The 22,994-nt window shown below is 62.1% G+C and carries 22 protein-coding genes; 11 read left to right on the top strand and 11 right to left on the bottom strand.

Annotated features, from left to right (window positions below; translation table 11 throughout):
- Nucleotides 1-32: 32 nt before the first annotated feature.
- Both ACH2CW_RS11680 and ACH2CW_RS11675 read left to right on the top strand, forming a co-directional pair.
- Nucleotides 33-1,058, top strand: coding sequence for a zinc-ribbon and DUF3426 domain-containing protein (locus ACH2CW_RS11680; protein ID WP_395058275.1), 1,026 nt, complete (start codon nucleotides 33-35; stop codon nucleotides 1,056-1,058).
- Nucleotides 1,059-1,083: 25 nt separating this feature from the next.
- On the top strand, nucleotides 1,084-1,986 hold the full coding sequence (locus tag ACH2CW_RS11675) for a carbohydrate kinase family protein (protein ID WP_395058273.1): 903 nt from the start codon (nucleotides 1,084-1,086) through the stop codon (nucleotides 1,984-1,986).
- Nucleotides 1,987-2,113: 127 nt separating this feature from the next.
- Here ACH2CW_RS11675 and ACH2CW_RS11670 read toward each other — a convergent pair whose 3' ends face one another.
- The 9 genes from ACH2CW_RS11670 to ACH2CW_RS11630 form a co-directional block, all read right to left on the bottom strand.
- Entirely contained in the window at nucleotides 2,114-2,563 is a 450-nt protein-coding gene (locus ACH2CW_RS11670; protein ID WP_395058271.1) for a histone H1-like DNA-binding protein, read from the bottom strand.
- 14 nt (nucleotides 2,564-2,577) lie between these two features.
- Entirely contained in the window at nucleotides 2,578-2,712 is a 135-nt protein-coding gene (locus tag ACH2CW_RS11665) for a hypothetical protein (RefSeq protein WP_395058269.1), read from the bottom strand.
- 36 nt (nucleotides 2,713-2,748) lie between these two features.
- Nucleotides 2,749-3,966 (bottom strand): ribonucleotide-diphosphate reductase subunit beta, encoded by a 1,218-nt coding sequence (locus tag ACH2CW_RS11660; protein WP_395058267.1) that lies wholly within the window; start codon nucleotides 3,964-3,966, stop codon nucleotides 2,749-2,751.
- Nucleotides 3,967-4,099: 133 nt separating this feature from the next.
- Nucleotides 4,100-7,003 (bottom strand): ribonucleoside-diphosphate reductase subunit alpha, encoded by a 2,904-nt coding sequence (locus ACH2CW_RS11655; RefSeq protein WP_395058265.1) that lies wholly within the window; start codon nucleotides 7,001-7,003, stop codon nucleotides 4,100-4,102.
- A 437-nt stretch (nucleotides 7,004-7,440) separates the two neighbouring features.
- Nucleotides 7,441-8,127 carry a 1,6-anhydro-N-acetylmuramyl-L-alanine amidase AmpD gene (ampD, locus tag ACH2CW_RS11650; protein ID WP_395058263.1) on the bottom strand — a complete coding sequence of 229 codons (687 nt, stop codon included), beginning with the start codon at nucleotides 8,125-8,127 and terminating at the stop codon, nucleotides 7,441-7,443.
- 1 nt (nucleotide 8,128) lies between these two features.
- Complete coding sequence (locus ACH2CW_RS11645; RefSeq protein WP_395058261.1) at nucleotides 8,129-9,556, bottom strand: sigma-54-dependent transcriptional regulator; 1,428 nt, start codon at nucleotides 9,554-9,556, stop codon at nucleotides 8,129-8,131.
- Between the two features lie 34 nt (nucleotides 9,557-9,590).
- Nucleotides 9,591-11,198 (bottom strand): sensor histidine kinase, encoded by a 1,608-nt coding sequence (locus tag ACH2CW_RS11640; RefSeq protein ID WP_395058259.1) that lies wholly within the window; start codon nucleotides 11,196-11,198, stop codon nucleotides 9,591-9,593.
- 154 nt (nucleotides 11,199-11,352) lie between these two features.
- Nucleotides 11,353-11,598, bottom strand: a complete 246-nt coding sequence (locus ACH2CW_RS11635) for a PP0621 family protein (RefSeq protein ID WP_395058257.1) — start codon at nucleotides 11,596-11,598, stop codon at nucleotides 11,353-11,355.
- A complete protein-coding gene (locus ACH2CW_RS11630) occupies nucleotides 11,595-12,395 on the bottom strand; it encodes an inner membrane protein YpjD (RefSeq protein ID WP_395058255.1) in 801 nt (266 codons plus the stop codon). The genes ACH2CW_RS11635 and ACH2CW_RS11630 overlap by 4 nt, the downstream gene beginning before the upstream one ends.
- An 83-nt stretch (nucleotides 12,396-12,478) precedes the next feature.
- Between ACH2CW_RS11630 and ffh the strand changes: the two genes are divergently transcribed.
- The 9 genes from ffh to ruvC all read left to right on the top strand — a co-directional run bounded on the left by ffh (nucleotide 12,479) and on the right by ruvC (nucleotide 21,413).
- Complete coding sequence (gene ffh / locus ACH2CW_RS11625; RefSeq protein WP_395058253.1) at nucleotides 12,479-13,837, top strand: signal recognition particle protein; 1,359 nt, start codon at nucleotides 12,479-12,481, stop codon at nucleotides 13,835-13,837.
- Nucleotides 13,838-13,989: 152 nt separating this feature from the next.
- On the top strand, nucleotides 13,990-14,574 hold the full coding sequence (locus tag ACH2CW_RS11620) for a YqiA/YcfP family alpha/beta fold hydrolase (protein ID WP_395058251.1): 585 nt from the start codon (nucleotides 13,990-13,992) through the stop codon (nucleotides 14,572-14,574).
- Between the two features lie 98 nt (nucleotides 14,575-14,672).
- On the top strand, nucleotides 14,673-16,745 hold the full coding sequence (locus tag ACH2CW_RS11615; RefSeq protein WP_395058249.1) for a ribonuclease catalytic domain-containing protein: 2,073 nt from the start codon (nucleotides 14,673-14,675) through the stop codon (nucleotides 16,743-16,745).
- Between the two features lie 18 nt (nucleotides 16,746-16,763).
- Nucleotides 16,764-17,612 (top strand): energy transducer TonB, encoded by an 849-nt coding sequence (locus tag ACH2CW_RS11610; protein ID WP_395058247.1) that lies wholly within the window; start codon nucleotides 16,764-16,766, stop codon nucleotides 17,610-17,612.
- An 18-nt stretch (nucleotides 17,613-17,630) separates the two neighbouring features.
- Nucleotides 17,631-18,473 carry a shikimate dehydrogenase gene (aroE, locus tag ACH2CW_RS11605; RefSeq protein ID WP_395058245.1) on the top strand — a complete coding sequence of 281 codons (843 nt, stop codon included), beginning with the start codon at nucleotides 17,631-17,633 and terminating at the stop codon, nucleotides 18,471-18,473.
- Nucleotides 18,470-19,228 carry a transglycosylase domain-containing protein gene (locus tag ACH2CW_RS11600; protein WP_395058243.1) on the top strand — a complete coding sequence of 253 codons (759 nt, stop codon included), beginning with the start codon at nucleotides 18,470-18,472 and terminating at the stop codon, nucleotides 19,226-19,228. Before aroE ends, ACH2CW_RS11600 begins: the two co-directional genes overlap by 4 nt.
- The gene (locus ACH2CW_RS11595) at nucleotides 19,225-19,842 is read left to right on the top strand and encodes a lysophospholipid acyltransferase family protein (protein ID WP_395058241.1); all 618 of its coding nucleotides are present in this window, start codon (nucleotides 19,225-19,227) and stop codon (nucleotides 19,840-19,842) included. Before ACH2CW_RS11600 ends, ACH2CW_RS11595 begins: the two co-directional genes overlap by 4 nt.
- Nucleotides 19,842-20,822: a phosphatidate cytidylyltransferase gene (locus ACH2CW_RS11590; protein ID WP_395058239.1), complete on the top strand. Its 981-nt coding sequence runs from the start codon at nucleotides 19,842-19,844 to the stop codon at nucleotides 20,820-20,822. Before ACH2CW_RS11595 ends, ACH2CW_RS11590 begins: the two co-directional genes overlap by 1 nt.
- A 42-nt stretch (nucleotides 20,823-20,864) precedes the next feature.
- A complete protein-coding gene (gene ruvC, locus ACH2CW_RS11585; protein ID WP_395058237.1) occupies nucleotides 20,865-21,413 on the top strand; it encodes a crossover junction endodeoxyribonuclease RuvC in 549 nt (182 codons plus the stop codon).
- Nucleotides 21,414-21,425: 12 nt separating this feature from the next.
- On the opposite strand, the gene ACH2CW_RS11580 is transcribed toward ruvC, so the two are convergent.
- Together ACH2CW_RS11580 and lpxC are read right to left on the bottom strand one after the other, a co-directional pair.
- The gene (locus ACH2CW_RS11580; RefSeq protein ID WP_395058235.1) at nucleotides 21,426-21,608 is read right to left on the bottom strand and encodes a hypothetical protein; all 183 of its coding nucleotides are present in this window, start codon (nucleotides 21,606-21,608) and stop codon (nucleotides 21,426-21,428) included.
- Between the two features lie 12 nt (nucleotides 21,609-21,620).
- On the bottom strand, nucleotides 21,621-22,544 hold the full coding sequence (gene lpxC, locus ACH2CW_RS11575; protein ID WP_395058233.1) for a UDP-3-O-acyl-N-acetylglucosamine deacetylase: 924 nt from the start codon (nucleotides 22,542-22,544) through the stop codon (nucleotides 21,621-21,623).
- Nucleotides 22,545-22,994: the final 450 nt, after the last annotated feature.

The raw sequence follows: 22,994 nt of genomic DNA, 5'->3' as shown, positions 1-22,994 counted from the left end.
GCCTGATTACGCGCTGTCCCGCCTGCGGCACGATGTTCAAAGTCGTGGCCGACCAACTCAAGATTTCCCAGGGATGGGTGCGTTGCGGTCAGTGCTCCGAAGTCTTTGATGCTGCGGCCTATTTGCAAGCGCGCACAGCTTCCTCTGCTTCCCCGCCTCCTGCTTCGGCAGCGCCCGCGGGCTACTCCAGATCATCGGCGGCAGACCCCACCGACACCGACACCGACACCGGCACTGTTGCACCGTTGGCAACGATGCTGCTGGCACCTGAAACGCCGGAATCCCCCGCCATCTCAGCCGAGGTCGCGTCGCCAGCGGCACCGCAGTCCCTGCCTGAAGTCCAGGTGTCCTTGCCACCCGATCTCGCGGCCGAGGTGTTCGCGTCTTCGGTCAGCCCCGACAGTTATATGCTGCCAGACGCGCCAGTGCGCGAGGCGCAGCACGACAGCAGCTTCGACGACTCCGAAGCGCCTGGTGACCGCCCGCAGGATGTGTCGTTTGTGCGGGATGCCAGGCGTCAGGCCTTCTGGCGCCAGCCGGCCATGCGCTGGGCACTGGGTGCGGCTTCGCTGGTTCTGCTGATCGTCCTGTTGCTGCAGGTCGCGTTGTTCCAGAGAAGCGCGCTGGCTGCCCGACAATCTGGCCTCAACACCAGTATTCAGACCTTGTGTGTCTATCTGGGCTGCGACATCCAGCCCCTGCGACAGATCGAATCCATCGTGATCGACAGCTCGTCTTTCAACAAAATTGGCCCGGATGCCTACCGCCTCAAGGTCGTCATCAAAAACACCGGCAGTGTGCCGCTGGCCATGCCCTCCCTGGAGCTGACCTTGACCGACAACCAGGACCAGGCACTGCTGCGGCGCGTGCTGGCACCCGGCGAGCTCGGCGCCGACGCCGCCACGCTGGCGGCTGGCGCCGAATTTTCAGGCCTGTTGGCCATTGGTGTTTCAAACCCTGCGCCAGCACCCACCGCCGGCGCCGGCACGTCGGCAACACCCAGGGTGTCGGCCCCGCTACGGGTTGCCGGCTACCGCGTTCTTGCTTTTTATCCCTGACTGTCCCCGACTGAATCGAGACCTTATGCCTGCTGTGATTTGTGGTTCCCTGGCCTTTGACACCATCATGACCTTTGAGGGTCGTTTTGCCGAGCAGATCCTGCCCGATCAGTTGCACATCCTCAATGTGTCGTTCCTGGTGCCGGCCCTGCGCCGCGAGTTTGGCGGCTGCGCCGGCAACATCGCCTACAGCCTCAAGCAACTCGGCGGCACGCCGCTGCCCATGGCCACCGTCGGTAGCGACGGCGCCGAGTATGTGGCGCGCCTGGACACGCTGGGTATCAGCACCGAATTTGTCCGCGAGCTGGAAGGTGCCTACACCGCGCAGGCCATGATCATGACGGACCGCGACAACAACCAGATCACAGCCTTCCATCCGGGCGCCATGGGTCAAGCCCACACCACACATATCGCGGCACGGGCCGACATCACCATCGGCATCATCTCGCCGGACGGCCGCGATGCCATGCTCCAGCACGCCGAACAGTTCAAGGCGGCCGGTATTCCTTTCGTGTTCGATCCGGGTCAGGGCCTGCCCATGTTTGACGGCAAGGACCTGGCGCACTTCGTTGAGCTGGCGACCTGGGTGACCGTGAACGACTACGAAGCCAAGCTGCTGTGTGATCGCACAGGCCTGTCGATTGCAGAGTTGTCAAAACGTGTTGAGGGTCTCATCGTCACCCTCGGGGCCGAAGGCTGCGAAGTCTGGGTGGCCGGCGAAAAAACGCTGGTGCCACCGGTCAAGGCCGCCGAAGTCGTTGACCCGACAGGATGCGGCGATGCGTTTCGTGGCGCACTGCTGTTTGGTCTCGAAAAGGGCTGGCCGCTGGCGCGTTGCGCCGAGCTGGGCAACCGTGTCGGTGCCCACAAAATCGCCTACCGCGGCGGCCAGAACTACACTCTGATTTCGGAACAAATCGGCCTGTAGCCCATGATTGGCTGGCATACTCAGCTACTTAATCAATAGCAGATCTGCACTGCTGCCAAACCCTCTCCTGCAAAGAAAAAGCCCGGCATCTTGCGATACCGGGCTTTAAGCAAAAGTACCTTATTGCTTACGGCTTGCTGGCTGTCGGAAACGGCCAGGCAGCTTGCGGGTTCAGAGTAGTCTGAGCCGCAGGGGCAGCCGGTGCAGCAGGTGCTTTGGCAGCGGGTTTTTTCGCGGCTTTCTTCGCAGCGGGCTTTTTCGCTGCTTTCTTGGCGGCAGGCTTCTTGGCAGCGGGTTTCTTCGCAGCAGCTTTCTTCGCTGGCGCTTTTTTCGCTACTTTTTTCGCTACCTTCTTGGCCGCAGGCTTTTTAGCTGCTGCTTTTTTAGCAGCTGGCTTTTTGGCCGCTACTTTTTTGGCCGGGGCTTTTTTCGCTGGCGCTTTTTTCGCAGGAGCTTTTTTAGCTGCTACTTTTTTCGCTGGCGCTTTTTTGGCCGGGGCTTTTTTAGCCGCTACTTTTTTAGCAGGGGCCTTCTTCGGAGCAGCTTTTTTAGCCGCAGATTTTTTCGCAGTTGCCATAGTTTTCTCCTTGATCACATTGCAAAGAGCACTTCACGGTTGGAGTACGCGAAGCGATTCACGGCGTTGGGCGGACGGATAACCGCGCCCAGCGCCACGAACACAGGAGCAAAGCCCAACGCGCACTCTTTGGTAGCGTCGCTGGTCATTGCAATTCTTGAAGTCATTGTGTGGCTGCAGCCTTGTCAATCCCAGGAAAGAGCGCCACCGGACTGGTACTCAATCACGCGGGTTTCAAAAAAGTTGCGTTCTTTTTTCAGGTCGATCATCTCGCTCATCCACGGGAACGGGTTTTCCTCGTTCGGGAACAGCGTCTCCAGGCCGATCTGCGTGGCCCGGCGGTTGGCGATGTAGCGCAGGTAACCCTTGAACATGGAAGCGTTCAGGCCCAGCACGCCACGGGGCATGGTGTCCTCGGCGTAGCGGTATTCGAGTTCGACCGCCTTGAGGAACAAGGCCTTGATCTCGGCCTTGAACTCTGCCGTCCAGAGCAGCGGGTTTTCCAGTTTGAGCTGGTTGATCAGGTCAATGCCGAAGTTGCAGTGCATGGACTCGTCGCGCAGGATGTACTGATACTGCTCGGCCGCGCCTGTCATCTTGTTCTGCCGTCCCAGCGCCAGAATCTGGGTGAAGCCGACGTAGAAGAACAGGCCTTCCATCAGGCAGGCAAACACGATCAGTGATTTGAGCAGGGTCTGGTCAGCCTCTTGCGTTCCCGTCTTGAAGTTCGGGTCTGAAATGGCGTCGATGAAAGGAATCAGGAACTGGTCCTTGTCCCGAATCGATTGGACTTCGTTGTAGGCGTTGAAAATTTCGCTTTCGTCCAGGCCCAGCGACTCGGTGATGTACTGGTAGGCGTGGGTGTGGATGGCCTCTTCAAAGGCCTGACGCAGCAGGAACTGGCGGCACTCGGGGGCCGTGATGTGGCGGTAGGTGCCCAGCACAATATTGTTGGCGGCCAGCGAGTCGGCAGTGACGAAAAAGCCAAGGTTGCGTTTGACCAGACGGCGCTCATCTTCGGTCAGACCATTCGGGTCTTTCCACAGCGCGATGTCGCGCGTCATGTTCACTTCCTGGGGCATCCAGTGGTTGGCGCAACTGGCCAGGTATTTTTCCCAGGCCCACTTGTACTTGAACGGAACCAGTTGGTTCACATCGGTCTGGCCATTGATGATGCGTTTGTCGGCGGCCTTGACACGGTGCCCGGTGGGGGCGACGGCAGCGGCAGGAGCTGCTGCTGCGCGTGTCTGCGTGGAGATCAGTGCACTGTCATCAAGCATGCGGGTCACTGCCTGAGGCTGCACGGAGGAAAGAGGCGGAAGCTCCATCGAGCGGCCTTCAGGCAAGCCGCTGTTCAAAGATTTTTGCAACGATGGTTTGGCTTCTTCGTCCCAAGTCAACATAGGTGTTTCCAATAAGTTGGATTATGAAAGCAGCGATACAAAATGAAAAGTGTTCATTCACATCGCTATAAATTAGTGTTGCTCAATTACATCGAATCGGACACTGCATTTTTCAGTGCCGCGATTCGTTTTGTTATTGGCAGGCCTCGCAACCTGGATCATCAATCGCACAGAACTTGATGTCGGTCGCAGGTGATGCATCCATCTGTGCCTGCGCCGTGGCCGCTGCCGCATCGAGTGCATTCATGCTGCCGGTGTCGTCGGTGTTGCCCGAAGCGACCGCATTCATCTTGCCGGCTTTCACGGTGGACTTCTCGGCGTGCGTGGCGCTCATGGTGCGCAGGTAATAGGTGGTCTTCAGGCCGCGCAACCAGGCGAGCTTGTAGGTGTCGTCGAGCTTTTTGCCCGAGGCGCCGGCCATGTAGATGTTGAGCGATTGCGCCTGGTCAATCCACTTCTGCCGACGCGACGCCGCCTCGACCAGCCAGGTCGCATCCACCTCGAACGCCGTGGCATACAGCGCCTTGATGTCCTGCGGCACACGGTCGATGGGGCGCAGCGATCCGTCAAAGTGCTTGAGGTCCACCACCATCACGTCATCCCACAGACCCAGCCGCTTGAGGTCGCGCACCAGGTAATGGTTAATGACGGTGAACTCGCCGGACAGATTGGACTTGACCGACAGGTTACCGAAGCAGGGCTCGATGCAGGCATCGACGCCGATGATGTTGGAGATGGTCGCGGTCGGAGCGATGGCCACGCAGTTGGAGTTGCGCATGCCGTCTTTGGCGATCTTCTGGCGCAAGGCATCCCAGTCCAGCGTGGCCGAGCGGTCCACTTCCAGGTAGCCGCCGCGCTGCTTGGCCAGCAGGTCCAGCGTGTCCAGCGGCAAAATGCCCTGGTCCCACAGCGAGCCCTTGTAGCTGGTGTATTGGCCGCGCTCCCTGGCCAGTTCTGTCGAGGCCCAGTAGGCGTGGTAACACACGGCTTCCATGGACTTGTCGGCGAAATCGACAGCCGCATCCGACGCGTAAGGAATGCGCAGCTCGTACAGGCAGTCCTGGAACCCCATGATGCCCAGACCCACGGGGCGATGACGCATGTTGGAGTCGCGCGCTTTTTTGACGGCGTAGTAATTGATGTCAATCACGTTGTCCAGCATGCGCATGGCGGTGGTGATGGTCTTTTTCAGCTTCTCGTGGTCAACCGCGCCGTCTTTCAGGTGTTGCACCAGATTCACCGAGCCGAGGTTGCAGACCGCGGTTTCAGTGTCGCTGGTGTTGAGCGTGATCTCGGTGCACAGGTTGGACGAGTGCACAACACCGACGTGCTGCTGGGGCGAGCGCACATTGCAGGCATCCTTGAAGGTGATCCAGGGATGGCCGGTCTCGAAAAGCATCGAGAGCATCTTGCGCCACATGTCGATCGCCTGCAGCTTGCGCGAAGGCTTGATTTCGCCGCGTTCGGCTTTGGCTTCGTAGGCGACGTAGGCCTTTTCGAAATCGACGCCGAATTTGTCGTGCAGGTCGGGCGTGTCCGACGGCGAGAACAGCGTCCAGCTGCCTTTTTCCATGACGCGGCGCATGAACAGATCGGGGATCCAGTTGGCGGTGTTCATGTCGTGCGTGCGGCGACGGTCGTCGCCGGTGTTCTTGCGCAGTTCCAGGAACTCCTCGATGTCCAGGTGCCAGGTTTCCAGGTAGGCGCAAACCGCGCCCTTGCGTTTGCCGCCCTGGTTGACCGCTACGGCGGTATCGTTGACAACTTTCAGGAAAGGCACGACGCCTTGCGATTCGCCGTTGGTGCCCTTGATGTGGGCGCCGAGTGCGCGCACCGGGGTCCAGTCGTTGCCCAGGCCGCCGGCAAACTTGGACAGCAGCGCGTTTTCCTTGATGGCGTCGTAGATGCCGCCCAGGTCGTCGGCCACCGTCGTGAGGTAGCAGGACGACAACTGCGAGCGCAGTGTGCCGGCGTTGAACAGTGTCGGTGTGCTCGACATGAAGTCGAACGAAGACATGATTTCGTAGAACTCGATGGCGCGCGCTTCGCGGTCGATCTCGTCGAGCGACAGGCCCATGGCCACACGCATGAAGAAGGCCTGCGGCAATTCGATGCGCTGCTTGCGCACGTGCAGGAAGTAACGGTCAAACAGCGTCTGCAGGCCGAGGTAGTCGAATTTCAGGTCGCGCTCGGGCTTGAGCGCGGCACCCAGCCGCTCCAGGTCAAACTGCTGCAATCTTTCGTCGAGCAACTCGTTCTGCACACCCTTGGCGATGAATTGCGGAAAGTACTCGGCATAACGCGTGCCCATGTCTTCCTGGACCACTTCCTCCCCCAGCACTTCGCGGCGGATGGTGTGCAGCAGCAGACGCGCGGTGGCGTAGGTGTAGTCGGGGTCTTTTTCGATCAGGGTGCGGGCTGCCAGGATGGAGGCCTTGTAAACCTCGTCGATAGGTACGCCGTCGTACAGGTTGCGCATGGTTTCAGCAACGATGGGGTCGGGCTTGATCTCGGCACCCAGACCGGCGCAGGACGCCTCAATCAGCGCCTGCAACCTGCCCAGGTCAAGGGCGACTTTTTTGCCGCCGTCGATCACATGCAATTGTGGCGCCAGGGAAGCCGGGGCCTGTGGCTGGCGTGCACGTTCCTGCGTGCGTTTCTCACGGTAAAGCACATAGGCGCGGGCGATCTCGTGGTGGCCGCCGCGCATCAGGCCGAGCTCGACCTGGTCCTGCACGTCTTCTATATGGAAGGTACCGCCGCCGGGGCGCGAACGCATCAACGCGCGCATCACGGCCTGGGTCAGGCCGTCCACGGTTTCGCGCACGCTGGCCGACGCCGCGCCCTGCGTGCCGTGCACCGCGAGGAAGGCTTTCATCATGGCCACAGCAATTTTGTTCGGCTCGAAAGGCACGACGGCGCCGTTGCGGCGAATGATCTGGTAGTGGGTCAGGGGATTGGGCTGGGCGTTGTTGCTGGCGGACTGGGTGGCCATCGGCATGCCGGTGACGGGTGTTGCATGTTGGGCTGTTTGCATGGTTCCTCGTTGTGTCTTTGTTGTTAGTGAGCGTTCGATGGCTTGGGGGCTAAGGGAGGGCTGACGGTTGCCGGTGGCGGACGCGTTTGGCTGCTGTTCCTTGGGTTGCGGTGCCCCGGATGCATCAAATTGAATATAGGGCTCAGACACTATACCTAGGGTCTGGAGTGATTTCAAGCACTACAGGTAGTGTATCGCCTGCTTTTTCTGGCGTTACCTCGTGTCACTTTTTTTTGCCTGTAAATAATGCCCATCTTGGGCCGCGCTGCGGCCGCCTGCCTCAGTGTGACCGGTACGTACCGGGATGGGGGCAACCGGCTTGCAAGCCGCAACAGCATTGATTTTTCTGAGCGTCGCCGGGACACCGCGAGCCCGCCGGACGTGCTGCATTTTTTCTTGCTGCACCCTCTTGGTGTGTTTTCGAGATGCGAGCCGCTTCAGTCGTCTGAGGGAAAACACTTAGCCGACAAACCCAACGAAGCTTGCAACTGCGGCCAGTCGAACCCGGCGCCCGGATCGAACTTGCGGCCGCCTGCGATGTGCTGGTGACCGGCCAGGTGCTGCACCGGGTAATGGCGCAACAGCGCCGCGCAGATGCTTGACAGCGTTTCGTACTGGGCGGCTTCAAATGGTCCGCCTTCCAGGCCTTCGAGTTCGATACCTATCGAGTCGTCGTTGCAATTGTTGCGGCCTCGGTAGCTCGACTCGCCCGCGTGCCAGGCACGCTGGTCGCAACTGACAAATTGCCATAACTGTCCATCACGGGTGATGAAAAAGTGCGACGACACCTGCAAGCCCCGTATGCCCTGGAAGTAGGGGTGGGCGTCCCAGTCGAGCTCGTTGCTGAACAGTTTTTGCACCTGCCCGGTCCCAAAGGCACCCGGCGGCAGGCTGATGGAATGGATCACGATCAGATCAATCACTGCGCCAATGGGGCGCGGGCCAAAGTTCGGTGACACCAGTTGTCGCGCGTAGCGGTACCAGCCCTGCTGCCAGAGTGGCCGCACACCAGCCCCCACGCTGGCCACTTCGTGAGCCTTCGGCGGTTCGCTGCCCCTTGCACCAGGAACAGGGGCTGTTCCGCCCAGGGGCGGCCCGTCGGCGGAACCCGCGTTGGGCAACATGCTAGGGCTCATCGGACACGTCATCACCGTGAGGCGTGACGATCTCCAGGCGGGCGATGCGGTAACGCATCTGGCGCAGACTGATGCCGAGCTTGGCGGCCGCCGCGGTTCGGTTGAAGCCGGTTTCCTGCAGCACCTTGGTCAGGATGCCACGCTCCTGTGCATCCAGGAAATTCTGCAGGTTATCCGGTACCGTCACCACCTGTTCAACCGTCGGCAGCGCCATGTGCAGATCGCTGCTTTCGCCAAGCGCGACCGCGCGGTGCAGCATGTTTTCGAGCTCCCGCACATTGCCGTTGAAGGGATGCGCCTGCAGGCGCGCCAGGGTTTGGGCGGAGAGGTCGGGAATGGGCAGGCCCGACTCCCCGCAGATCCGGCCGAGCAAATCCTGGCACAGCACCGGCAGGTCTTCGCGGCGATCACGCAACGCTGGCACCTGGATCTCGATCACGTTGAGCCGGTAATACAGGTCCTGGCGAAAATGCCCGGATGCCACCGCAGCGCCCAGATCCTTGTGGGTGGCGCTGACCACACGTACATCCACCGTGTCCTCTTGCGCCGAGCCCAGTGGCCGGACCACCCGCTCCTGGATCGCGCGCAGCAGCTTGGACTGCATGGCCAGCGGCAGATCGCCAATTTCGTCAAGAAACAGGGTGCCGCCCTTGGCGGCCTGAAAATACCCCTGGCGGTCCTGCGCCGAGCCGGTGTAAGCGCCTTTGCGGGCGCCAAAAAATTCGGCTTCAAGCAGGTTCTCGGGGATGGCGCCGCAATTGACCGCGACAAAAGGTCCCGCCACGCGATGGCTGCAGTCATGCACCGCCCGCGCAACCAGCTCCTTGCCAGTACCCGATTCGCCTTGAATCAGCACCGGCGCCATGCTGCCCGCCACCTTGACGATGCGGGCCTTGACGGCCTGCATCACGGCCGACTCACCGACCAGGCGCCGCAAGGTCGGCGATTCGTCGCCAGGGCTGGCCGCCCTGGGAGCCGGGGTAGCGGCAACATCGGGGTTGGGTTTTGCCCTGTCACTGCTCACCGTCAGCCCGTTTCCGGCCGGTGTCTGGATGGCCGAAGCCACCACGCTGCGAAATTGCCTGAGATCCACCGGCTTGGTCAGGTAGTCAAAGGCGCCGGCTTTGAGGGCCTCGACCGCGTTTTCGGCGGACCCGTGGGCGGTGATGACGACGCAGCGCTCGGGCCGCTGCTGGCTCACCATCTCGCGCAACAATTCAAGACCCAGGCCGTCGGGCAAACGCATGTCGGTGATCACGGCGTCAAAGCGCCGCTCCTGCAAGTGGACGCGGGCTTGCGCCAGATCGGCAGCGGCCTCAACCCGGTAACCTTCGCGCAGCAAGGTCAGCTCGTAGAGGGTGCGCAGGTCCGGCTCGTCGTCGATCACCAGTATGTGGGCCTGATTCGGGGTGCTCATGGGCGTTTCGTGTTTTTAACAGAATAGCGGGGCGTCAAAACAGCGTGCCGATGGCGCCCGGCGGCAGCGCCATGTCAGCGGCTGCGGGTTTGAAGATGACAAAAAACTCGTTGCCCTCGACCCGTCCGCGCGCTACCCGCTGGTAACCCACAAGGGCACCGTGGCGCTCGCACAGCTCCCTGCAAATATACAGACCCAGTCCACTGGAACGGCTTTCCGACGAAAAGAAGGGCTCGAACAAATGCGCCTGCACAGTTTTTTCAAGCGGCTGTCCATCGCTCCAGACCAGCAGGCGCACCTGCCCCGAAATGGCATCAGAGGACACCTGGATGGCGTCGGCGGCCGGGCTGGCATAACGCACGGCATTGTCCAGCAGGTTGACGAGCAGGCGCCGCAGGTGTTCGGCCTCGAACAAAATCGCGATCTGGCCGGAGCCTGGCTGCACCCGCAGCCGGTGACTGGCCGCGTTTTGTTGCGCCCAGTCCGCGCAGATGCGCTGCATCATGTCATCAAGCCGCAGCGCGCGCGTCTGCACCTGGGGAGCCTGTTCCTGCACGCGCGAGAGGTTGAGGATTTCCTCGACAATACGTGCCAGGCGCTGGGCGTTCTGCGCGACCATGCCAGTGAGTTGCAGGTGCCCGGCGTCCTGCAGGTCTTCTTCCAGCAAGGCATTGGCCTGGGTGATGGCGGCCAGCGGGTTTCGGATTTCATGGGCAACGGCCGCCGACATGCGGCCCATGGCGGCCATTTTTTCAGTGCGAACCCGGGCCTCCATCTCCCGCAGGTCCTCCAGGAACATCACACACAAACTTTCGCGCGAGCCGTCGCGCGAGGCTGCCAGGCGCGTACGCACCTGCAGGCGCCGGGCATCGCGCGAGGCATGTCCCAGCCCCACTTCTGCCTGCTGCGGCGCTTGCCGCTCGAACGTCTGGTGCGCCAGTTCCGCCAGCGGCTGCCATGCACCCTCTGCCGCGAGTACGAAGGGCGCGGTGCGTGCTTCGCCCTGCGCCGTCAGCAGACGACGGGAGGCCGGGTTGGCCGCGCGAACGATGCCGTTGGTGTCGATCACCAGCACCCCGTCGACCAGGGTGTCGATCACCAGTTCATTGACTTGCGTCTGCATGCGGGCAGCCGACTGGCTGCTGTAGGCCCGCTGCTCCTCCCTGGACAGGCGCAACGCCAGCTGGTTGGCCAGCAAAGCCACCGCAAAAAATCCGGACCCGCTGAGGCCCGCCTGCAAAAAGCGGGAGGTGGATTCGCCCTCGGATTGCAAAGACAACCACCAGGCATCGGTGAGCAGCAGCAGCGTGACGCTGGCGGCCGTGCCCAAGGCCAGCAAAATCGGTCCCAGGATGGAAGCCAGCAGGACCGGCAAGGCAAACAGCGCGGTGTAGTTGATCGCCCCGGTTTGCCAGAAATTCAAGGCGGAAAATGCCAGTACATCAATGCCTACCGTGAACACCCATTGCGCATCAAAGGTGCTGCCCGGCGGCTTGGGTTGGGCCCACAAGCGCACTGCCAGCGTGGCGACAAAATAGGCCAGGCACAAAAGGACCATGACTTTCTCGACCGGTTGCCCCAAGGCGTAAATGGTCGCCTGCAGCGCCAGCAGGACACTGGCAATCGTGACGCGGGCAGTCATGAAGGCGCGCCAGAGCCGGCCAAAGGATTCGCCCGCCGGTCCCGAATCCCAGACGCCTGAACGATTGTCTGCCGGACCGAACCAGGAGTTGCCTGAATCCTGGGACGCGTGCATCGAGGGCCTGTTCATGCGCGAGTGGCCGCCAGGCCTGGACCTAGGCCTCGCCTTGCCGGCGATGCGCGTCGCTGCAATACAAACCGCGACTGCCAGGCAAGGCATCAGGGCGCGGCAGATGGACGGCACAGACCGCGCAGGCCACCACTTCAGTGGCTTGCTTGGGACCGGCGACATTGGGCGCTGTCGGCGCCCTGGATTTTTTCTCGCGAAGTTCGGTGCGCCGGCTGTTGCGCCACAACCAGACACCGACCAGCACCACCACAAAAACAATCAGGTATTTCATACGCGCTTCAAAACCACTTCGAGCACAAATCGCGAGCCCGCATATCCGAGCAACAGCAAGCCTGAGCCCAGATAAAGCAGGCGCACCGCCTGGCGGCCACGCCATCCGAGGCGCGCCCGGCCGGCCAGCAGACCGGCGAAGGTCAACCAGGCCAGAACTGAAAACACGGTCTTGTGGTTCCACTGCCAGGCCAGGCCGGGACCGTACAGGGTTTCGGCAAACCACCAGCCCACCACCAGCGTGGCAGACAGAAGCACAAAGCCCGCCTGCACAAACCGGAAAGTCAGGCGCTCCAGCGTCAACAAGGGCACACCCGTGTCCGTTTGCGTGGCCGAACGGATCGAGCGTTCGGAGCGGTTCATCAGCCCGCCATGCACCACGGCCGCAGCAAACAGGCCATACGATGCAATACCCAGCGCCCAGTGCAGCGGCAACCAGGGCGAGGCGATCAGGTGGTAGCTGGAACCCGGAAACACCAGTGCCAGCAGTACGGCGGCCGTCCCCAGACCGGCCAGCGCCCAGCGCGCCTTCAGTTGGGGAAACAGCCGGCTCTCGACTGCGTAGACGCTGAGCACCAGCCAGACGGTCATCGACAGGGCCGGGGCAAAACCAAAACGTGGAGGCTCCCCCAGCAGGCCGTCGGCCAATGCCAGCGCGTGCAGCAGCCAGGCCAGAAACAGCAGGACGCGGGTGGCAGTTTCACTCAGGCGCCGGGCTGCCAACGCCAGCACGGCGTAGGCCAGCGCGGCGGCGATGGCCGTCGCCAGACCCCACCCAGCGCTCAAAGTTAAAATCATGGCTACAGTTTAGCTGTAGCTGCCTGCCGCGCAGGCCTGAATTCTTCCTTCACTTCCTTTTGCTCCAGCTGTGGAGCCTGCTCATGGCCTCTGCCCTTACCGACAAACTTTCCCGCCTCGTCAAGGAAATGCGAGGCCAGGCCCGCATCACTGAATCCAATGTGCAGGACATGCTGCGCGAGGTGCGCATGGCGCTGCTCGAAGCCGACGTGGCACTGCCGGTGGTGCGCGACTTCATCGCCCGCGTCAAGGACAAGGCCCTGGGCCAGGAGGTGATGAGTTCGCTGTCGCCCGGCCAGGTGCTGGTCAGCATCGTCAACCGCGAACTCGCCGCGACCATGGGCGAGGGCGTCAGCGACATCAACCTGGCGGCCCAGCCGCCGGCGGTGATCCTGATGGCCGGCCTGCAGGGTGCGGGTAAAACCACGACCACCGCCAAACTCGCCAAACATCTGATTGAAAAACGCAAGAAGAAGGTCCTGACGGTCTCGGGCGACGTGTACCGCCCGGCCGCCATCGAGCAGCTCAAGACCGTGACCAAACAGGCCGGCGCCGAATGGTTTCCGAGCACCGCCGAGCAGAAACCTGTGGATATTGCACTGGCCGCGCTCGACTATGCACGCAAACACTTCTTCGACGTGCTGCTGGTTGACACCGCTGGCCGGCTGGCGATTGATGAGGCGCTGATGGCCGAGATCAAGGCCTTGCATGCGGCGCTCAATCCGGTCGAGACCCTGTTTGTCGTCGACGCCATGCAGGGCCAGGATGCGATCAATACCGCCAAAGCCTTCAAGGAGGCTTTGCCGCTGACCGGCATCATCCTGACCAAAACCGACGGCGACTCGCGCGGCGGCGCCGCGCTCAGCGTGCGCCAGATCACCGGCGCGCCGATCAAGTTCTCGGGCACCAGCGAAAAGATTGACGGCCTCGAAGTCTTCGACGCCCAACGCCATGCCGGACGCATCCTGGGCATGGGCGACATCGTGGCGCTGGTCGAGCAGGTCACGGCGGGTGTCGACATGGAAGCGGCACAAAAACTCGCCGCCAAGATGAAGTCCGGCAGCGGCTTTGACCTCAACGACTTTTTAAGCCAGTTGCAGCAAATGAAAAGCATGGGCGGCCTGTCCAGCCTGCTGGAAAAACTGCCGGCACAGATGGCGGCCAAGGCCGGCCAGGTGGACATGAACAAGGCGGAAAAAGACATACGCCGCAAGGAGGGCATCATCCAGAGCATGACCCCGCTGGAGCGCCGCAAGCCCGAACTGATCAAGGCCACGCGCAAGCGCCGTATCGCCGCCGGCTCCGGCGTTCAGGTGCAGGAGGTCAATCGACTGCTCAATGAGTTTGAACAGATGCAGGGCATGATGAAAAAGATGAAGGGCGGGGGCATGATGAAGATGATGAAACGCATGGGTGGCATGAAGGGCATGCCCAAGTTTTAAGCGTCAGGCCATCGATTTATTGAAATAAATCTGTCTGCAGCCCATGCCCAGTGGGCGTATGTAGCTATTAATTCAATAGCAAATTAACCTCGTCAGCGAAGAACCTGTCCGTTTTTTCAGACCTTGGTCACGTGCTGCGAGCCCAACACCCCATGCCCACCACCCACCTCCTCTACCTGCACGGCTTTCGCTCCTCACCACAATCAGCGAAGGCAAGGCAAGTGGCTGCGTGGATGCTGAGCCGCCACCCGGATGTCACCTGGTGGTGTCCGCAACTGCCGCCCTCGCCGAGGGAAGCGATGCAGATGGTGGGCAACGGCATCGCGGGCTGGCCAAAGGCATCGATGGCCGTGGTCGGCTCGTCGCTGGGCGGTTTTTACGCCACCCATGTGGCCGAGACCGGCCGCTGCAAGGCGGTGCTGCTCAATCCCGCCGTCAACCCGGCGCGCGATCTGGCCAAATACATCGGTGAACAAACTGCCTGGAATGACCCGAATGAGCGCTTTTTCTTCGAGCCCCGGTTTATCGATGAGTTGCAGGCCCTCACTCACGGACCGGTGGCCCGTCCAGAAAATTATTTTGCAGTGATCGCCAAAGGTGACGAAGTGCTGGACTGGCGCGAAATGACGGGGCGTTATCCCGGCGCACACATCCGTCTGCTCGAAGGCGGCGACCACGCCCTCAGCGACTTCGAGCGCCACCTGCCGGAAGTCATGGACTTCCTGGCTGTGTCATGAAGGCCCGCGCGTAGCCGCTGATTACACTAGTCCCTGCTGCAGACCAGCCCTTGCGGGATGTTCGGTTTGCTGCGCCAGCGTAACCAAAGGATGTCGTTTTGTTTGTATTGTTTGAAGAAGCCGGGAAGTTTCAGGCTGGCCGTATTTTGTCCGAGGCGGACAGCTCGCTGCAGGTCGAGCTGGACTCGGGCAAACGGGTCAAGCTCAAGGCCGCCAACGCGCTGCTGAAGTTTGAAAAACCCGCGCCGGCCGCACTGGTCGCAGCGGGGCAGAAAATCAGCGAAGAAATCGATCTGGACCTGGCCTGGGAATTTGCCAGCGAGGAAGAATTCGGCTTTGCCGAGCTGGCGCGCGACTATTTCAGCGCCGACCCGACCCAACCCGCGTCCACCGAGCAGCAGGCCGCCGCCCTGTTCCGGCTGTTTGAGGCGCCGCATTATTTCCGGCGCGCCGGCAAGGGGCGTTTTCGCAAGGCCCCTGCCGAGATCCTGCAGCAGGCGCTGGCCGCCATCGAGAAAAAGAAGCAGGTGATTGCACAAATCACTGCCTGGGCCGAAGAACTCGCGCAGGGCAGTTGCCCGGCGCCAGTGCGTGAGCAGCTATACAAAATCCTGTTCAAGCCTGATAAAAACAGCCCTGAATACAAAGCCGTGGTCGAGGCCTCGCGCGCCGCGCACAAGGCGCCGCTGGACCTGCTGCAACAGGCCGGAGCCATTGCCTCGCCCTACCAGTTCCACTGGAAACGCTTTCTGTTCGAAAACTTCCCGAAAGGCACGGCCTTCCCCGCCGTGCAGGCGCCGCCCGTCAAGGATGCGTTGCCGCTCGCTGCGGATGTGCAGGCCTTTTCCATCGACGACTCCAGCACCACCGAGATTGACGACGCACTGTCGGTGCGGGGCCTGGGCAGCGGCACCGTCACGCTGGGCATCCACATCGCCGCACCCGGCCTGGCGGTGTTGCCCGGCAGCCCCATCGACCTGCTGGGCCGCGCCCGCCTGTCCACCGTTTACATGCCGGGCTACAAGCTGACCATGCTGCCCGACGCGGTGGTGCAAAGCTACACCCTGCAGGAAGGGCGCAACTGCCCTGCCCTGTCGCTGTACGTCACGCTGGATGAAGCCACCCTGGCCATCAGCGGCACAGCCACGCGGCTGGAGCAGGTGCCGATTGCAGCCAACCTGCGCCACGACAAGCTGGACGCGGTATTCACTGAGGAATTTTTTGAAGCTGCAGCAGCCGGTGCGCCGCCGGCCGATGTGGCCTGGGGCGTCGAGTTGTCCTTTTTACACCGGCTGGCGCGGCACCTCAAAGCCCAGCGCGAAGTCGTGCGTGGCAAGCCGGAAAACTTCAACCGGCCCGACTACAACTTCAGCCTTGACAACCCGACCGGCCAGGAGCCGGAAGGCAAGGAGAAGGTCAGCATCAGCATCCGCAAACGCGGTGCGCCACTGGACCTGATCGTCGCCGAAGCCATGATTCTGGCCAACAGCACCTGGGGCGAATGGCTCGCCGAACACGGTGTGCCCGGCATCTACCGCAGCCAGGCCAGCCTGGCGCCGGGCGTGAAGGTGCGCATGGGCACCAGGGCGCTGCCGCACGCCGGCATAGGCGTGAAAAGCTACGCCTGGGCCACCTCGCCGCTGCGCCGCTACACCGACCTGGTCAACCAGTGGCAGATCATTGCCTGCGTCACACATGGCCGCACCGCCGCGCTGGCAGCACCCTTCAAGCCCAAGGACGCGGAACTGTTTTCAATCATCTCGGGTTTCGACGGCGCCTACAGCGCCTACAACGGTTTTCAGGCTGGCATCGAGCGTTACTGGACCCTCACATACCTGCAGCAAAACGGCATCACCGAGCTGACCGCCACCGCCTTCAAGGACAACCTGGTGCGCGCCGACGACCTGCCGCTGGTGCTGCCGGCTCTGGGCGCGCAGGGGCTGCCGCGCGGCGCGAAGCTGCGCATCCGCCTCGGCGAGATCGACGAGATCACGCTGGATGTCAGCGGCACGGTAGTTGAGCGTCTGGACCTGGTCGTGGACGACGCTGCCGCCGGGCAGGTGGACGAGGAAGACAACGAATCGGAGATCGCCGCCGGTCCGATCTCGATTGCCGTCGATCTCAGCGATGTGTCCGATGACGGCTCTGCGGTGGCACCAGCGGCCAGTTAGCGCAGATAATCCTGTTCTGTGAAGTCACCCAGCACCCTGCACATTGCCCTGGGCTTTTCAGTCGCCCTGCATGCGGTGCTGCTGACCGTACGTTTTGTCGACCCGGAGCGTTTCAACCGGGTGTTTCAGGACACACCGCTGGAAGTGATTCTGGTCAACGCCAAATCTAAAGAACGACCGGACCTGGCCAAGGCGATTGCCCAGGCCTCGCTGGCCGGCGGCGGCGATGCGGAGCGGGGCCGGGCCACCAGCCCGCTTCCGCCCTCGGCGCTGACCGAACTTGGCGACGCCAGCGAAGACGCGCAGCGCAAGATCGAGGCGATGCAGGAGCAGCAGACCCTGCTGCTGGCGCAAATCAAGAAGGCGCTGGCGGCCATGCCACCGCCCGACCCCAAGGTCACCACGCGCGACGCGGCGCAGGCCGAGCGCGAGGAAAAACGCAAACAACTGATCAAGATCCTGGCCGAGATCGAGCGTCGCATCAACGAGGAAAATGCGCGGCCGAAAAAACGCTACATCAGCCCAGCCACACGCGAGGAGGTGTACGCCGTGTATTACGACGCGCTGCGCCGCAAGATCGAGGAGCGCGGCACGGTCAACTTTCCAGAGATGGCCGGCAAGAAACTGTATGGCGAACTGACCATGGTGCTGACCATCAATTTCGACGGCCGTGTGTTGTCGACCGAGGTGGTCGAAACTTCGGGCAACCTCACGCTGGACCGACGTGCCCAGGCCATCGCGCGCGCCACTGGCCCGTTCGGCAGCTTCAGCGAGGCGATGCGCCGCAAAGCCGACCAGATCGTGGTGGTTTCGCGCTTCAAGTTCACGCGCGACGAAACGCTGGAAACCAGATTGACCGAGCGCTAGGGCCGGCTTACACTTTTTATGGATCACTACTGCGTCCTCGGCAACCCGGTTGCACACAGCAAGTCGCCAGCCATCCACGCGCGCTTTGCGGAACTGACTGGCCAGGCCATGGCGTACAGCAAACAGCTCGCACCCCTCGACGGCTTCACCGCGACGCTGCAGCAGTGGATGGCCAATGGCGGCCGCGGCTGCAATGTCACCGTGCCCTTCAAGTTCGAGGCTTTCCGCCTGGCCAATAGCGCCAGTGAACGCGCGATGCTGGCGCAGGCTGCCAACACGCTGAAGTTCGGTGAAGGTGGGCAGATAACCGCCGACAACACCGACGGAATCGGCCTGGTCAATGACATCCAGCTCAATGCAGGCGTCAAGCTGGCCGGGCGCGACATCCTGTTGCTGGGCGCCGGGGGGGCCGCAGCCGGCGTGTTGGGCCCGCTGCTGGCGGCGGGGCCGCGCCGGCTGGTGGTCACCAACCGCACCCATGCCAAGGCCGTAGAACTGGTGGCACGCCATGCCAGCCATCCATCGCTGCGCATCTTGCTACAAAAAACAGAGCTGCTCGCACAGGAGCAGCATGGGCTGGAGGCTAATTTTGATGTGATCGTGAACGCCACCGCCAGCAGCCTGGGCGGTGGCGCTGCGCCGGTGGACGCGCGTGTACTCAAGCCTGGCGCACTCGCCTACGACATGATGTACGGCCCGGCGGCCAAGGGTTTTGCCGACTGGGCACAAGCCCACGGCGCCCTGCCGCGCGACGGCCTGGGCATGCTGGTCGAGCAGGCCGCCGAGTCCTTTGCCTTCTGGCGCGGCGTGCGGCCGCCCTCGGTCCAGGTGCTGCAGGAAATGCGCAAGGCGCTGGCATGAAAGCGCTGCTGCGCTGGTTGCTGCTGGTGCTGATCGCCGGGTTAGCGGTTCAGCTCTATTTTGTCGGTCGCATTGCGCTGATGGTGCTGGTGGACCCCCAGTCCACCGCGTTCCAGCGCTCGGAGATCTACCGGGTGGTGACCGAACATGGCAGTCTGAAATGGCGCCAGCAATGGGTGCCTTATTCGGAACTGTCCGACAACCTCAAACGTGCGGTGATTGTTTCCGAGGACGCCACGTTTATCGAGCACGAAGGCGTAGACCTCGAAGCGCTGGAAAAAGCCTGGGAAAAAAATACCCAGGCCGAGCAGCGCGCCGAGAAAGCGGCCAGCCGGCTCGGCAACAAGGCGGCTCCAGCCAGCGGCGGCAAGGCGGCCAAACCACCAAAAGTTGTCGGCGGCTCCACCATCACGCAGCAGCTCGCCAAAAACCTGTTCCTGTCGGGCGAGCGCACCCTGATGCGCAAGGGCCAGGAGCTGGTGTTCACCTTGATGCTGGAAGCGCTGCTCAGCAAACAGCGCATCCTGGAGATTTACCTCAACAACGTCGAATGGGGCGAAGGCGTGTTCGGCGCCGAGGCAGCGGCGCAGCATTATTTCCGCAAGCCGGCATCAAAACTCAGCGCTTACGAAGCAGCCCGCCTGGCGGTGATGCTGCCGCGCCCCAAGTATTTTGAAACCCGGCCGGGTTCCGGCTACCTGGCTTCGCGCGCCTCCACCATTGCCGCGCGCATGGGCGGGGTGGAGGTGCCATGAACCTGCGTGCAAAAGCCATGAGCCTGTTTTTGCTCGGCCTGATCCGCGCGCTGACCGGCGCACAGGCCCGCTGGCAAGGCTGCCCGCCCAAGGCCGAGCAGCGCATTTATTTTGCCAACCACCAGAGCCATGCCGACCTGGTGCTGATGTGGGCCGCCCTGCCGAGCGAGCTGCGCAGCATCACCCGGCCGATTGCGGCCAAGGACTACTGGACCAAAACACCGTTCAAGCAGTGGATCACCACGGCGGTGTTCAACGCCATTTATGTGGACCGCACCAAGACCACCGACCAGGACCCGCTGGAGCCACTGGTCGACGCGCTCGAAAGCGGCGACTCCATCATCCTGTTTCCAGAAGGCACACGCGGTAACCAGGAGGAGCCGCAGGCCTTCAAGTCCGGCCTTTTCAATCTTGCGCAGAAGTTTCCGCAGGTGGTGCTGGTACCCGCCTGGATCAACAATGTGCAGCGGGTGATGCCCAAGGGCGAAGTGGTGCCCGTACCCATCCTGTGTTCGGTGACCTTCGGTGCGCCGCTGGTGCTGCAGCCTGGCGAAGAGCGCAGCAGTTTCCTGACACGCGCGCGGCAGGCGGTGATTGCGCTGAGGGACACCTGATGAGCAGCTTTCTGCGCAACCTCACACCCTCGCAGCAGGTCGGCCTGCTGTTTGTGATGGTGTTCGGCCTGCTGATCGCCGCCAGCATCACCGCGCTGGTGATCTCGCTGCGCGACGACGGTGATAACGAGATACGCACGCAGGACATCAAGGAGCTGACCAGCCTGCTCAACACCTCGTGGATGATGTGTACCGTGTTCTGGCTGGCCTGGGCCTCGGGTGAAACGGTAGCGACGCTGCTGTTTGCCATCGTGGCCTTTTTTGCGCTGCGCGAATTCATCACGCTGTCGCCAACCCGCCACGGTGACCACCGCAGTCTGGTGCTGGCGTTTTTTGTGGTGTTGCCGGTGCAGTTCTGGCTGGTGATCACCAAACGCTTCGACCTGGTGACGGTGTTCATTCCGGTTTATGTGTTCCTGGCGATCCCGGTGGTCAGCGCGCTGGCCAATGACCCACAGCGTTTCCTCGAACGCAATGCCAAGCTGCAGTGGGGCATCATGGTTTGTGTCTTCGGTATCAGCCATGTGCCGGCGTTGTTGCTGCTGGGCTTTCCCAACTACAGCGGCAAAAACGCCTTCCTCGTTTTCTTCCTGGTGTTTGTGGTGCAGACCGGCATGCTGGTGCAACACTTGGCCAACCGCAAGTGGCCACGCACGCCGACCGCGCCGCAGGTCAGCCAGAGCTTCAACTGGCCCAGCTGGCTGATCGGCATCGCCACCGGCGCTTTCGTCGGCGGCCTGATGTCAGGCCTGACACCGTTCAAGCCGGCCCAAGCCGTGGCCATGGCGCTGATTGCCTGTGTCGCCGGATCGCTCGGCCACCTGGTGATGAAGGCGCTCAAGCGCGACCGCGGCATCACCAACTGGGGCAGCGAAGGCAAGTCGGTCACCGGCGCCAGCGGCTTGCTGGACCGCGTTGATGCCCTGTGTTTTGCTGCACCGGTGTTTTTTCATTCGGTTCGGTGGTATTTTGGCCTCTAGCCCCTACTCCAAAAGCGCGAGCAGCTATCAAAAGCAGAGCAGATGAGAATCCTGGGTATCGATCCTGGCCTGCAGATCACCGGCTTCGGCGTGATCGATGTGGATGGCCACGCGCTGACGTATGTCGCCAGCGGCACCATCAAGACCACACATCTGGACCGGGGCAACCTGCCGGCACGGCTCAAGGTGCTTTTCGACGGCATCTGCGAAATCACGGCGCGCTACAGCCCGGACAGCTCAGCCTGCGAGATCGTGTTTGTCAATGTGAATCCCCAGGCCACGCTGATGCTGGGTCAGGCGCGCGGCGCCTGCGTTACCGCGCTGGTCAGTTGCAACATCGAGGTGGCCGAATACACGCCGCTGCAGATGAAAAAAGCCGTGGCTGGTTACGGCAAGGCCGGTAAACCCGAGGTGCAGGAGATGGTCAAGCGCCTGCTCAAGCTCCCTGGACTGCCCGGCAAGGACGCGGCCGATGCGCTGGCGCTGGCGATCACCCATGCGCATGTGGGCGGCTCGGCCGCGATTCTGGCGCGCGCCACCACCCTGGGCCGCACCTCCACCGCCTCGTTCAAGGACGGCCGGCACCATTGAACTGGCTGGGAGCTAGCCCCAGAGGAGTTCGTCGGCGATCAGGATGGCGAAAAAGATGAAAGCTGCGATCAGGGTGCCCCCGAGAAGTCTGAGGCCGGTGCGTTTGTAACGCACATTGGAGGTCAGTGCGAACAGCGCAAACGAAATGCCGGCAGCCACCAGCAGCAACACAATGACGATGCGAAAAACAGCCATGCAGCGACCTGCCTACCAGGCTCGCGCCAGCTGCGCAAAACCCTGAGGCGCCTTTTTCTCGTCCTCAAAGGTCACCACTTCGAAAGCGTCGGCATGTGACAGCAACTCGCGCAGCAGCTTGTTGTTCAGCGCGTGTCCGGAGCGGAAGGCGCTGTAGGCGGCCAGCAGCGGCTTGCCGAGCAGGTAGAGGTCGCCCATCGCGTCAAGAATCTTGTGTTTGACGAACTCGTCGTTGTAACGCAGGCCGTCGGTATTGAGTACGCGGTAGTCGTCCATGACGATGGCATTGTCCAGCCCGCCGCCAAGCGCCAGCCCGTTGGCGCGCATCATCTCGACATCCTTGGTGAAGCCGAAAGTGCGTGCCCGCGCAATGTCACGGGTGTAGGAGCCGGTGCCCAGGTCGAACTCGACACGCTGACCGGTGGAGTCCACCGCCGGGTGGTCAAAGTCGATCTCGAAGCCCAGCTTGTAGCCGTTATACGGCGACAGACGCGCCCATTTCTCGTTCGCACCTTGCCCCTCGCGCACTTCCACCGGCTTGAGCACGCGGATAAATCGCTTCGGGGCCGCCTGCAATTCAATGCCCGCAGATTGCAGCAGGAACACAAACGACGAAGCCGAGCCATCCAGAATCGGCACTTCCTCGGCCGTGATGTCGACATACAGGTTGTCGATGCCCAGCCCGGCGCAGGCCGACATCAGATGTTCCACCGTGTGCACCTTGGCGCTGCCGCTGGAGATGGTGGACGCCAGGCGCGTGTCAGTCACGGCCTCGGCAGAGATCAGGATGTCCACCGGCTGCGGCAAGTCCACGCGCCGGAACACGATACCGGTGTCGGGCGCGGCAGGCCGCAAGGTCAGCTCGACCCGCTGCCCGCTGTGCAGGCCCACACCGACCGCTTTGGTCAGGGATTTGAGGGTGCGTTGCTGGAGCATGGGTCTATTTTAAGTGGGGTGGGTGAAGTGGGGGTAAAGCATGGGTAATCGGCTGGGTACGGGGTGGCCTCCCGCTCCGCACCCCTCGCCTGTCATCCCGGACTGGATTCAGGATCCATGTTTGCTGAATCCCACCGTTCGGGCTGAGCCTGTCGAAGCCTTCTTCGCTTCGGCCCGTGCTGTGTGCCAACAAGCCGGGGGTTGCCCGGCAGCAACTCACTTTCTTTTTGCGTCGCCAAAAAGAAAGTGAGCAAAGAAAAAGGCGACCCGATGGTCTGGGTCCCCTGCGCTGCGCTCCGGGGCAGCCTGCGGTGCTCGCCGAAAGTGGGGCCGAGCTCGAACTCGCCTTCGGCTTGTATGTTATGGGTGTCGGGGTGGAGGGACTCGCTTCGGATTCGGCCGCGGCAGCGGACCGACAGTTTTGAGATTTCTCCCGCCCCACCTTCCAAC

The sequence above is a fragment of the Polaromonas sp. genome, assembly GCF_043778355.1.
GTDB lineage: Bacteria > Pseudomonadota > Gammaproteobacteria > Burkholderiales > Burkholderiaceae_C > Polaromonas.
The sequence above is the reverse complement of the archived record's forward strand: the minus strand, read 5'-3'. Positions and strand labels throughout refer to the sequence as shown.